Origin of the sequence: Pseudomonas sp. MAG002Y (assembly GCF_019400845.1) — a bacterium.
Classification (GTDB): domain Bacteria; phylum Pseudomonadota; class Gammaproteobacteria; order Pseudomonadales; family Pseudomonadaceae; genus Chryseomonas; species Chryseomonas luteola.
Genome location: NZ_WOEJ01000001.1, coordinates 109,156 through 121,596 on the forward strand (window position 1 = coordinate 109,156; position 12,441 = coordinate 121,596).

Below are 12,441 nucleotides of genomic sequence, written 5' to 3' on the forward strand. Positions count from 1 at the left end.
CCGCTTATTGCTTGGCGAGACGCACAGTACGCTAGGCTATGTATCTACTCAGCCTATGGAGCGCCCATGATCACGGTTCATCACCTCAACAACTCCCGCTCGCAACGTGTCCTCTGGCTGCTTGAGGAGTTGGGGCTCGAGTATCAGATCAAACGTTATGAGCGTGATCCGCAGACATTGCTGGCGCCAAAGGAGCTGCGTGATGTTCACCCATTGGGCAAGTCGCCGGTTATTACCGATGACTCGATGACCTTGGCGGAGTCAGGCGCCATCATCGATTATCTGGCCCACCGCTACGGGCAATCACTCGTTCCCCCCGCCGACGCCCCCGAGCGTGCACGCTATACCTACTGGCTGCACTATGCCGAAGGCTCAGCCATGCCACCCCTGCTTCTCAAGCTGGTGTTCGACCGTGTCCGCACCGGTCCGATGCCTTTTTTCGCCCGCCCTATCGCGCGCGCTATCAGTGACCAGGTCACCCGAGTCTTCATTCAGCCGCAGCTGAACCTGCACTTCGATTATCTGGAAAGTGAGTTGAGCAAGTACGAGTGGTTTGCAGGTGACGCCTTTACAGCAGCCGATATACAGATGAGTTTCCCGCTGGAAGCGGCTGCCTGTCGCGCAGGCTTGACGCAGGGCCGCCCCAAGCTCAAGGCCTTTCTGGAGCGTATTCATGCGCGACCGGCGTATCAACGCGCCCTGGAGAAAGGTGGCCCCTATGACTATGCCGCCCAGGGTTAATGCTGGCGCATGGGCATCTTGTCGATGGTGGCAAAGATCGCAGCAGGATCGATCTGGCCTTGTTGTACGATTTTCTTCCCGCCGTCCTTGCCCACCAGGATGACCGTTGCCCCGCCGCTCGGCTGCTCATCAAGCGCACTGACCAACGCCTGGGTCTGATGTTCGCTCAGCGGCTCACCATTACGCTGGCCACGATCACCGACTACGGTATAAAGCACCATATCCCGCTCGATAAAAGCCTCACGGTTGCGTGGCTCTTCAAGGGAGGTGGTCAACTGTTTGAGCACCGGATCATCCGCCGAAGCCGCCAGGACAACAAGGGGACGCGTCTTCCAACGCTCCTGGGTCAAAGGATTATCCGCGTCAGCGGCCATCACGCCTCCCGCAATCGCCATGAGCCCGCTCAAGGCACCGGCTTTCAGCATGCGTAAAATAGACATCGTTATGACTCCCAGCAAGAAAAGGGTCTTTGCATAACGACCACATACGCATCGAAAATTCAGTGGCTACACACCTGTAGCATTACAAAGCGTGTAGCCCTTGGCTTATCGCTCGATAGCCAGCGCGACACCCTGGCCACCACCAATACACAAGGTCGCCAGCCCCTTGTGCGCGTCACGCCGGATCATCTCGTACAGGAGATTGATCACGACCCGTCCGCCCGACGCGCCAATCGGATGACCCAGCGCGATAGCCCCTCCATTCACATTGACCTTGTCCCAGTCCCATCCCAGCTCCTGCCCTACCGACAATGCCTGGGCAGCAAAGGCTTCGTTGGCTTCGATCAGGTCCAGCTCGCCCAGATCCCATCCTGCCTTGTCCAGACAACGGCGCGTCGCTGACACGGGTCCGATTCCCATGATGGAAGGATCAACCCCTGCATTGGCATAGGCCTTGATGCGGGCCAGCACCGGCAGGCCCAGCGCGTCGGCCTTTTCCGCACTCATGAGAATGAGCGCAGCGGCCCCATCATTGATGCTGGAAGCATTACCGGCCGTGACCGTACCGTCGGGCTTGAATGCTGGCTTGAGCTTGGCCAAGGCTTCGGCTGTCGTGCCTGCACGCGGCTGCTCATCGGTATCGAACACCACCGGATCACCCTTGCGCTGAGGGATCACGATAGGGGTAATCTGGTCCTTGAAGCGGCCCGCCTCGATAGCCGCGAGAGCCTTCTGCTGGGAGGCCGCGGCGTACTCGTCCTGCGCCTGGCGGCTGATGCCATATTTCTCGACCAGATTCTCGGCAGTAATCCCCATGTGGTAATCGTTAAACGCGTCCCACAAACCGTCCTGAATCATCGAATCGACCAGCTCGGCATTTCCCATTCGTAGACCGGTACGCGCCTTGGGCAGAACGTAAGGCGCAAGGCTCATGCTTTCCATGCCACCGGCCACGATGATGTCGGCATCACCACAGCGAATGGCCTGGGTGGCCAGATGCAGCGCCTTGAGGCCCGAGCCGCACACCTTGTTAAGCGCCATCGCTGGCACCGTAGGCGGCAATCCCGCCTTGATGGAGGCCTGACGCGCCGTGTTCTGTCCAAGACCTGCCGTCAATACGTGGCCCATGATGACTTCATCGACCTGTTCCGGTGCGATACCGGTTTTTTCGATCACGGCCCTGATGACTGCAGCCCCCAGCTCCACGGCCGACACATTGGCCAGCGCACCTTGAAAGCTGCCAATGGCCGTCCGCGTAGCGGCCACGATAGCAACGTCTCGCATTACTGTTCTCCTGAAATAAGATGGCCATGCGCCCGGCATCAGCACAAGGCGGTTCGCCTGCAGCATTCGTCTGGATCCCGTCGCGTACGTCCTGCGCTGATCAACAGGCGCACCATGCCTATGCCATTACTGAACAGCCGGTGGCTTCCTGCAACGCTTCGAAGGTGACGCCTTCAGCCAGCTCGACCAGCTTCAATCCTTCTGGGGTCACATCCAGCACCCCCAGGTCGGTAATGATCCGGTTGACCACCCCTACTCCGGTCAGTGGCAGGTCACAGACCGGCAGGATCTTGTGAGCGCCTTTGGCGGTGTGCTCCATCAGCACTACCACGCGTTTTACACCGGCAACAAGGTCCATTGCCCCGCCCATGCCCTTTACCATCTTGCCGGGAATCATCCAGTTGGCGAGGTCTCCCTTTTCCGACACCTGCATAGCGCCCAGAATGGCGAGGTTGATATGACCGCCCCGGATCATGGCAAAACTCAAGGCACTGTCGAAGTAACTGCTGCCCGGCAGGGCAGTAACAGTTTGCTTGCCGGCGTTGATCAGGTCCGGGTCAATGGTCTCTTCTGTCGGAAACGGGCCGATACCCAGGAGTCCGTTTTCAGACTGCAGCCACACATCTATTCCTTCAGGGATATAGTTGGCGACCAGAGTGGGCAGGCCAATGCCCAGGTTGACATAGAAGCCGTCCTGCAATTCCTTGGCGGCGCGCTGCGCCATTTGTTCACGAGTCCAGGCCATGTTAGTTGCCCTCCGACAGGGTGCGTTTCTCGATGCGCTTCTCGGGGTTGGCATTCACAACGATGCGCTGCACAAAGATACCCGGCAGATGGACCTCATCAGGGTCTAGCTCACCCGTTTCCACCAGCTGTTCCACCTCGGCAATACATAGCTTGCCCGCCATTGCTGCCAGAGGGTTGAAGTTACGTGCAGTCTTGTTGAAGACCAGATTGCCTGCCTTGTCAGCCTTGATCGCTTTGACCAGTGCCACATCCGCCACCAGCGACCGCTCCATCACATACTGCTCACCATCGAACTCACGGGTTTCCTTGCCTTCGGCCACCAGCGTGCCATAGCCGGTACGCGTAAAGAACGCCGGGATGCCTGAACCACCGGCACGCAATTTTTCCGCAAGCGTGCCTTGGGGGGTGAATTCCAATTCCAGCTCACCGGAAAGGTACTGCCGCTCGAACTCCTTGTTCTCGCCTACGTAGGAGGAAATCATTTTCTTGATTTGCCGGGACTCGAGCAGTACGCCCAGGCCAAACCCGTCTACTCCGGCGTTATTACTGATCACGGTCAGCTCGCGCTTGCCGGTCTCGCGCAATGCCAGGATCAGCGCTTCGGGGATCCCGCACAGACCGAAACCGCCGACCGCCAGCGTCATGCCGTCTTCCACGACCCCTTCCAAGGCATGGGCGGCATTGGGATAAAGCTTGTTCATGGTTTACCTCGTGTCGTTATTGTTGTTAACGGGCCAACCAGCCCCCATCGACATTCCACGCGGCGCCCCGTACCTGGGCGGCCGCATCGCTGCAAAGAAACAGTGTCAGCTCGCCCAGTTGGGCAGGCGTGACGAATTCAAGTGACGGCTGCTTCTCCTCCAGAAGCTCCCGCCGTGCGCGCTCTGCATCGCCATCTGTAGCGGCGCGTGCATCGATCTGCTGCTGCACCAGAGGTGTCAGCACCCAGCCCGGGCAGAGCGCATTACAGGTCACATTACAATCGGCCGTTTCCAGTGCAACCACCTTGGTCAGTCCGACCACGCCATGCTTGGCAGCCACATAAGCGGATTTCTGTGCCGACCCTACCAATCCATGCACGGACGCGATGTTCACAATCCTTCCCCAGCCGCGCTGCCTCATACCCGGCAATGCCAGACGAGTCGCGTGAAATACCGAGGACAGATTGATTGCAATGATCGCGTCCCACTTCTCGATCGGAAACGTCTCGACCGATGCCACATGCTGGATGCCAGCATTGTTGACCAGAATATCCACACCACTGAACTCATGTTCAGCATAGGCGAAAAGATCAGAAATCTGCTCAGGCCGGGACAAGTCCGCCCCGTGATAGCCCACCCGCCCACCCAAACGGCTTAGGTCGGCTTTAGCCTTCTCGCTGTCACCAAAGCCATTGAGGATCACATCGGCACCCGCTTCGGCCAGTCGCGTGGCGATACCCAGACCGATTCCACTGGTCGAACCGGTTACCAGGGCGGTTTTGCCTTTCAAGTCCATAACGTTCTCCTCTACACGATGCCAGTGGCATAGAACACGCCGATGACCACGAACACTGCCAACGTCTTGATCAGCGTGATACCAAATACGTCTTTGTAAGCTTCCCGGTGCGTCAGTCCAGTTACTGCCAGCAAGGTGATGACGGCGCCATTGTGCGGCAGGGTATCCATGCCACCGCTAGCCATGGCCGCCACCCGGTGCAGCACCTCAAGGGGGATCTGTGCGGCATTGGCTGCGGCGATAAAGCTGTCCGACATGGCCGCCAGCGCAATACTCATGCCGCCTGAAGCCGAGCCAGTGATACCGGCCAGAAGCGTTACGGTAATGGCTTCGTTGATGAGTGGGTTGGGAATGGTCTTGAGCGCGTCTGCCAAGACCAGAAAACCCGGCAGCGAAGCGATTACTGCACCAAACCCATATTCAGACGCAGTATTCATGGCGGCCAGCAAAGCCCCGCCTACTGCGGTTTTAGTGCCCTCGGCCAAGCGGGTACGGATGGTTTTAAACGCAGCCACAAGCACCAGCAAAATGCCGATTAACAAGGCAGCCTCGACGGCCCAGATTGCCGTTAGCTTACTGACTTCGCTGGTAACAGGCGTTGCCAGCCCCGGTAGCGTTAGCGTGTGCGTCTTGCCGTACCACTGAGGAATCCAGTGGGTAAATAGCAGATTCATGACGCCGACCAGGATAAGTGGCGACAGCGCCAGAAGCGGGTTCGGCAAGTTGATGTTGTCCGGTGTTTCCGGCTCGTTGCGCAACTCGGTGCCGTACCCTTCTCCACGCGCCATCGCTTTACGACGCTGCCGCCCCAGATAGGTCAACCCGACCGCGATGACAAACAACGAGCCGATCAACCCCAGCCACGGGGCGGCCCAGGCCGTCGTGTTGAAGAATGTCGTAGGAATGATGTTCTGTATTTGAGGCGTACCCGGCAAGGCATCCATGGTGAATGAAAACGCACCCAGTGCAATGGTGGCTGGAATCAAACGTTTGGGAATGTTGCTCTGACGAAACATCTCGGCTGCGAATGGGTACACCGCAAACACGACAACGAACAGCGAGACGCCACCATAGGTCAGCAAGGCGCAAACCAGCACGATGACCAGCATGGCCTGCCGTGTGCCCAGCAGACGAATCGCAGCAGCCACAATGGAACGGGAAAAACCGGAAAGCTCGATCAGCTTGCCGAAGACTGCACCCAGCAGAAAGACAGGAAAGTACAGCTTGATGAAGCCGACCATCTTGTCCATGAACACACCGGTAAATGCCGGAGCCACAGCGGAAGGATCGGTCAGCAGCACCGCCGCAAGGGCTGCAATCGGTGCAAACAGGATAACGCTATAACCACGGTACGCCGCCAGCATCAGCAGACCCAGCGCCGCCAGAGCAATCAATACGCTCATGTTTTCTCCTCGCTGGCCGGTCAGCACCGAACGCAGCGGCTAGTTATTGTTGTAGCTGTGGAGACAGCAAGGCTTTGTTAGCGAGATCCATGCCAGACACTAACACCTTGAATTACTTAACTAATTGCTCCTTCAATTCATTGATTTCTCCAATTGGAGACAACTTCGCATCGATTTTGTCTCCAACTTGAGAATAGTCTCTATTTCAAGACAAGAGCCCTAGGGCAGCCATTTTCTTATAAAGGGTGGAGCGTCCGAGGCCCAAGCGTTTGGCAGCCTCCTCGACCCTGCCTGAGCACGATGACAAGGCCTGGGTAATGAGCTCATGCTCGAATTGGCGCTTCGCCTCTTCATACGTCATGTTGTTACTAGGCGTACTGGTAGTGCTAATGGACACCAGCTCAATCGCTTTGGGTGGCAAGGGTTTTCCTAATGCCGAGCCAATGCTGAGCGCGCCAATAACGGCCTCATCACTCAACAGCGATGCGCGCTCTAGAACATTGCGCAGCTCACGTACGTTGCCAGGCCAATCGTAGCAGGCGAGCAAAGCCAGTGCTTCCTCATCCAGCTCCCGAGGCGCATGTCCTTCCGCCAGCAAACTGTCCAGGATGGCTTCGCATAACGCCGGCAGGTCTTCTCGCCGTTCACGCAGCGGCGGAACCACAATGGGCAGTACGTTCAAGCGGTAGTACAGATCCGCCCGAAATAAGCCTTCAGCTACCAGCGCATCCAGATTGCGTGAGGTTGCCGCAATCAGCCGAACGTCGCAGCGCAGCACCTCGTTGGACCCCAGCGGCTCGAATTCCTTTTCCTGAAGTACCCTCAAAAGTTTTGCCTGTAAGCTCAGGGGCATGTCGCCGATTTCGTCCAGAAATAGCGTTCCGCCCTGCGCAATCTGCAGTTTTCCTGCCCGCGCCTTGCGGTCCGCGCCTGTAAAGGCACCAGGCGCCGTGCCGAAGAACTCAGCTTCCAACAGATTTTCAGGGATGGCAGCCGCATTCACACTGACAAACGACTTATTGGCCCGAGGGGATGCCGCATGAATGGCATGCGCCAACAACTCTTTTCCTGTGCCGGTCTCGCCCAACAGCAAGACAGAGGTCTCTACCGTAGCTGCACGTCTCGCACGTCGCTTGACCTCCTGACTGGCCGGGCCGCTGCCTACGAAGTGGGCAAAACTGTATTTGGCCTGCCGGGCGTTCTGCAGCGACCGCCGCGTCGAAGCCAATTCCTCCTGAATCCGTAAGAACCGCGTCACCAAGGGGGCCAACGTCCGTAACTCATCGAACAAGGCAAAGCCAATGGCACCGATTACCTGACCGGTATCGTCATGAATGGGCAAACGCATCACCACCATTGGTCCTTTGGGTGTATCAAGCAGATCCAGCAGGATGGGCTGGCCCGTGTTGACCACCTCCCGCAACAAGCTTCCCGGAATCACCTGCTCACACACCTGCCCGATCGCCGACTTTGCGCTGGGCAAGCCAAAGCGCCGGGCATAACGCTCATTCATCCAGACGATACGGAGGTCACGGTCCACAATCACGGTGCCTTCGCTGCTCTGCTCGATGCTTTCAAATAGCGAGCGAATCGCCCGCAGACTAATCTGCTGATAGTCGCTCAGGTCATTGGCGGTCGCCATATCGACACCTGTATAGCGATTCATGGCCGCAAGGCATGCTGTAGCTGATGGGCACGCCGCTCGGCTATCCGCGCCTTGCGCTCCTCGCTCCACTCATAAAACCCATTGCCGCTGCGTAGGCCTGTTCTTCCCTGCCCGACGCGTTCACGCAAAACCTCCAGCACCTCCTCATCCTTGGCCAAGGTCGGCATCAGGTGGCTGGCGATATCCAGAAAGGTATCGAGGCCACCCATGTCTGCCGCTTCCAGTGGTCCCACCATGCCATAGCGCCTACCCAGAGAAGCTCGCATGACCCGGTCCACATCTTCAGGCGACGCCGCACCGCTTTGTACGATATGCAGGGCCTCACGTAGCACGGCAAACTGCAGGCGGTTGCCAATAAAGCCCGGAATCGCCCGCATGAGCAAAACAACTTCCAGGTCCATGACTTGCAATACATCCCGCACCCTCTCCAAACAGGCTGGGTTGGTCTTTTCTCCCGGCACCAGTTCGACCAGTGGAATCAGATGAGGCGGGTTCCAGAAATGAGCAATGAGCAACCGTTCGGGATATGCCATTCCCTGAGCCAGTTGATCGGGAGGAAAGCCGCTTGTGTTACTGGCAATGATGGCCTCTGGCGAAATGACTGACTCAAGCTCCGCATACAACGCATGCTTGAGCGCCAGCCGCTCAGGTACAGCCTCGATCAGTAGCGTGGCATCAGCCAAATCGGCCAGCGCATCGGTTGTCGTGATCCTGCTCAGCACTGCATGGGTCTGACTGGATTCAAACAGCGCAGCCGCTGATAGCTCTTCCAGAACACTTTTGGCAATGGCGGGCACATCGCTCAAACGCTCGGCGGAAACGTCTCGCAGCAGAACCGAATGTCCGTGACGAGCAAAATGAGTGGCAATCCCGACACCCATGAGGCCGGCGCCAATAATTGCGATTCGAGGCGTTTGCATTGTTGTTGTCCTGAATAGCCTGTCGAAGGGCCAGTCTGCAATCGTCCCAAGGCAAAGGGCAAGCGCCGGAAACAACAACGCCCCATCGCCAGCATGGCAGACGGGGCGTTAGGGAAGAGTAGCGAGCGATCAAAGCAGTTCGAAGTCGTCCACATCCCGATACGCGGGGAACGCATCGCGGTAGCGCGACAGCGTGTCGGCAGACAGCGACACCGTAAACACTCCTGCGCTGTCCTTGGCGTCTAGGAGCGGCTCGCCCTGGTAGTCCAATACCTGGCTGTCGCCGCTATAGGCGATTCCTTTTCCGTCTTCGCCAATGCGATTCACGGCCGCGACATAACAGAGGTTTTCAATGGCCCGAGCGGGAAGCAGCCGATTCCAGTGGTTACGCCGTGCGGCTGGCCAGTTGGCGGTATAGAGCAACAGATCAGTCTTGACTGGATCACGGCTCCACACCGGAAACCGCAAGTCGTAACAGATCAAGGGACGAATGCGCCAGCCGTTAAGCTCGAACACCGCTTGCGCTTCACCTGCGGTGTAATGTTCGTGCTCTCCGGCCATGCGAAACAGGTGACGTTTGTCATAATGGGACATCGTGCCGTCAGGCCGCGCCCACAGGAGTCGATTACGGTACTGCCCTTGGGCATCACGAACGATCAGACTGCCCGTTACCACAGCATTGAGCGATGCCGCCTGCTCGCGCATCCACGCATGGGTACGTCCGCCTTCATCCTCAGCCAGCAGGGCTGATTCCATCGAAAAGCCGGTAGTGAACATCTCAGGCAGTACAATCAGATCCGCGCCTTTCGCCTGTTGCAGCAAGGCAGTGAACCGGTCGCGGTTGGCCGAAGCATCATGCCAGAACAGTTCAGTCTGGATGAGTGCCAGTTTCAAATCAGGTCTCAGGCTTAGATCGCGCACAGTTTTTCCGCTGCTAGCCGCAGCGTCTCCTCTCGTTTAGCGAAGCAGAAACGTACCAGACGCAAGTCCTTTGGAGCTTCCTGATAAAACACGGAGATCGGAATGGCAGCCACACCGTGCTCACGCGTCAACCACTCGGCCATTTCGACATCGCTTACGTCATCCCGAATAGCGGAATAGTCCGCCAGCTGGAAATAGGTCCCTGCTGCACGTGTAAACGCCAATTTAGACGAACCCAACAAATCACAGAACAGATCTCGTTTGGCCTGATAAAACGCTGGGAGTTCGGTTACATGCTCGGGATGCGCTTCCATGAAATCCGCCAGTGCCCATTGCAAAGGCGTCACCCCGCAAAAGCTTACATACTGGTGAATCTTGCGCAGTTCGCTTGAAAGCTCGCGCGGAGCAATCACATACCCGGTCTTCCAACCTGTCACATGATATGTTTTGCCAAAGGAGCTGATAACGAACGCACGGGCGTAGAGCTCATCATGGGTGAGTACACTGGCATGCTCTGCTCCGTCGAAAACCAAGTGCTCATATACCTCATCACTGATCAGGTAGATATCCCGATCGCGAATCAATGCAGCGAGACGGTCCAGCGCGTCGCGACCAACCAGCGAGCCGCTCGGGTTATGGGGCGTGTTCAGCACGATAGCCCGTGTGCGCGACGTCAGGGCTGCCTGCAAACGATCCCAGTCGATCCCAAAATCCGGCAGTGCCAAGGGTAGGTGGATGCAGCGCCCACCGGCCAGTTCAACCGAGGGTGCATAAGAATCGTAGCAGGGATCGAATACAATCACTTCGTCACCGCTGCGAACCACGGACTGAATGGCGCAAAAGATGGCCTGCGTCGCACCGGGCGTAATGGTGACTTCCTGTTCGGCATCAACCGTGCGCCCATAGAGCGTAGCCACTTTGCGGGCCACTTGCTCACGCAAGGCGGGCAATCCTGTCATGGGCGCATACTGGTTATGACCGGCCATGACGTGCCGACTTACCGCCTCGCGCAAGGCATCCGGGCCGTCGAAATCCGGGAAACCCTGAGACAGGTTGATTGCACCCGTTTCCATAGCCAGCTGGGACATGCGGGTAAAGATAGTCACACCGAGGGAAGGCAACTTGCTCTGGATCATCGAACGCTCCGACAACAAGGCGGTCGGCTTCGATGCCGTCGACGGCTCAGCGAAGCACTATGCACCGCTATCATGACTTAAGACTGGCCACTCGGAAGGTGCCCGAGCGGCCTGGTATTCGAACGGGCCAGGCAGCGCTGGCCTGTTACAACAGAGAAGCGACTAGCGACGCTTATCCTTGCGCTTCTTCTCCGCTTTCTTGTGATGGCTCATCAAGCGGCGCTTCTTGTTCACCTGCCGCTCGGTCAGCGTGTTCTTCTTGTCGGCGAAGGGGTTTTCACCTGACTTGAACTCAATGCGAATAGGCGTACCTATCAGCTTCAATACACGGCGATAGGTGTTTTCCAAGTAGCGGACATAGGCGCGCGGGACCGCATCCACTTGGTTACCATGGATAACCAACAGCGGGGGGTTGGCTCCGCCCATGTGCGCATAACGCAGCTTGATTCGACGACCATTGACCAGCGGCGGCTGGTGCTCCTGAACCGCATCCTCAAGGATCTTGGTCAGACGACTGGTAGGCCAGCGGGTAACGGCCGAAGCGAATGCCTGCTGCACCGACTTGTACAGATGTCCCACACCGGTGCCATGCAATGCGGAAATGAAATGAATATCTGCGAAATTGGCAAACATCAGGCGGCGTTCGAGTTCGGTCTTCACGTAATCGCGCTCACTGGACTCCATGCCGTCCCACTTGTTGAGCGCAATCACCAGGGCGCGACCGGTTTCCAGGACAAAGCCCAACAGGTTCAGATCATGCTCGACTACCCCTTCACGGGCGTCCATCACAAAGATAACGACGTTGGCGTCCTGAATGGCCTGAAGCGTCTTCACAACAGAAAACTTTTCTACCGCTTCGAAGATCTTGCCGCGGCGACGCACACCGGCGGTGTCGATCAGCGTGTATTTCTCTTCGTTGCGCTCGAAGGGAATGTAGATACTGTCGCGAGTGGTGCCAGCCTGGTCATATACGATGACCCGCTCTTCGCCAAGCATACGGTTGACCAGCGTGGACTTGCCCACGTTGGGACGGCCAATGATGGCGATCTTGATCCCGGCCTTTTCATCCGGTCCCGGAATACGCTTCTCGATGACACTCTCATCCGAAGCCTGATCGCCCTCTTCGTCTTCCGCATCAACAATGAACTCTTCTTCCTCATCCTTAGGGAAGGAGCCCAGCACCTGCTCAAGCATGCCGTTGATACCGCGGCCATGCGCAGCCGCAATGGTCAGCGCATCACCCAGACCCATTGGGCTGAATTCAGCCCGGGCAATGTCTGGATCAACCGCGTCAACCTTGTTGGCGATCAAAAAGCAGCGCTTGTTACGCGTACGCAGGTGCTCGGCGATCATCTGATCGCCGGCCGTCATCCCGGCACGGGAATCCACCATGAACAGAACGGCGTCGGCTTCTTCAATGGCCTGAAGCGACTGCTCGGCCATTTTCATATCGATGCCTTCTTCGTCGCCGGAGATACCTCCGGTGTCGACAACGATGTACGTCCGCCCCTGCCAACGCGCCTCGCCATACTTGCGGTCGCGGGTCAGGCCCGCGATATCGGCCACAATGGCATCACGGGTTTTGGTAAGTCGATTAAACAAGGTGGACTTGCCTACATTAGGGCGTCCTACCAGAGCAATAACGGGAACCATACGGCTCTCCACAGGAATACAGAAAACACAAAG

Annotated in this window: 12 protein-coding genes; 1 reads left to right on the forward strand and 11 read right to left on the reverse strand. The window is 57.5% G+C overall.

Annotated features, from left to right (window positions below):
* Nucleotides 1-66: 66 nt before the first annotated feature.
* Entirely contained in the window at nucleotides 67-741 is a 675-nt protein-coding gene (locus tag GM154_RS00515) for a glutathione S-transferase (protein ID WP_219650595.1), read from the forward strand.
* On the opposite strand, the gene GM154_RS00520 is transcribed toward GM154_RS00515, so the two are convergent.
* The 11 genes from GM154_RS00520 to der all read right to left on the reverse strand — a co-directional run bounded on the left by GM154_RS00520 (nucleotide 738) and on the right by der (nucleotide 12,408).
* On the reverse strand, nucleotides 738-1,181 hold the full coding sequence (locus GM154_RS00520; protein WP_219650596.1) for a DUF4174 domain-containing protein: 444 nt from the start codon (nucleotides 1,179-1,181) through the stop codon (nucleotides 738-740). The genes GM154_RS00515 and GM154_RS00520 overlap by 4 nt on opposite strands.
* Nucleotides 1,182-1,286: 105 nt before the next feature.
* On the reverse strand, nucleotides 1,287-2,465 hold the full coding sequence (locus GM154_RS00525) for an acetyl-CoA C-acetyltransferase (RefSeq protein WP_219650598.1): 1,179 nt from the start codon (nucleotides 2,463-2,465) through the stop codon (nucleotides 1,287-1,289).
* Between the two features lie 118 nt (nucleotides 2,466-2,583).
* Complete coding sequence (locus tag GM154_RS00530; protein WP_219650599.1) at nucleotides 2,584-3,210, reverse strand: CoA transferase subunit B; 627 nt, start codon at nucleotides 3,208-3,210, stop codon at nucleotides 2,584-2,586.
* Between the two features lies 1 nt (nucleotide 3,211).
* The gene (locus tag GM154_RS00535) at nucleotides 3,212-3,913 is read right to left on the reverse strand and encodes a CoA transferase subunit A (protein ID WP_219650600.1); all 702 of its coding nucleotides are present in this window, start codon (nucleotides 3,911-3,913) and stop codon (nucleotides 3,212-3,214) included.
* A 25-nt stretch (nucleotides 3,914-3,938) separates the two neighbouring features.
* Nucleotides 3,939-4,709 (reverse strand): 3-hydroxybutyrate dehydrogenase, encoded by a 771-nt coding sequence (locus GM154_RS00540; protein WP_219650601.1) that lies wholly within the window; start codon nucleotides 4,707-4,709, stop codon nucleotides 3,939-3,941.
* 11 nt (nucleotides 4,710-4,720) lie between these two features.
* Nucleotides 4,721-6,112, reverse strand: a complete 1,392-nt coding sequence (locus tag GM154_RS00545) for a GntP family permease (RefSeq protein ID WP_219650602.1) — start codon at nucleotides 6,110-6,112, stop codon at nucleotides 4,721-4,723.
* Between the two features lie 205 nt (nucleotides 6,113-6,317).
* Nucleotides 6,318-7,754 (reverse strand): sigma-54-dependent Fis family transcriptional regulator, encoded by a 1,437-nt coding sequence (locus GM154_RS00550; RefSeq protein WP_219650935.1) that lies wholly within the window; start codon nucleotides 7,752-7,754, stop codon nucleotides 6,318-6,320.
* 20 nt (nucleotides 7,755-7,774) lie between these two features.
* On the reverse strand, nucleotides 7,775-8,698 hold the full coding sequence (locus tag GM154_RS00555) for a 3-hydroxyacyl-CoA dehydrogenase family protein (protein ID WP_219650603.1): 924 nt from the start codon (nucleotides 8,696-8,698) through the stop codon (nucleotides 7,775-7,777).
* 129 nt (nucleotides 8,699-8,827) lie between these two features.
* Entirely contained in the window at nucleotides 8,828-9,619 is a 792-nt protein-coding gene (locus GM154_RS00560; RefSeq protein WP_019365635.1) for an amidohydrolase, read from the reverse strand.
* Nucleotides 9,607-10,755 (reverse strand): pyridoxal phosphate-dependent aminotransferase, encoded by a 1,149-nt coding sequence (locus tag GM154_RS00565; protein WP_010797335.1) that lies wholly within the window; start codon nucleotides 10,753-10,755, stop codon nucleotides 9,607-9,609. Before GM154_RS00565 ends, GM154_RS00560 begins: the two co-directional genes overlap by 13 nt.
* Nucleotides 10,756-10,917: 162 nt before the next feature.
* Nucleotides 10,918-12,408, reverse strand: coding sequence for a ribosome biogenesis GTPase Der (gene der, locus GM154_RS00570; protein WP_010797334.1), 1,491 nt, complete (start codon nucleotides 12,406-12,408; stop codon nucleotides 10,918-10,920).
* Nucleotides 12,409-12,441 lie beyond the last annotated feature (33 nt).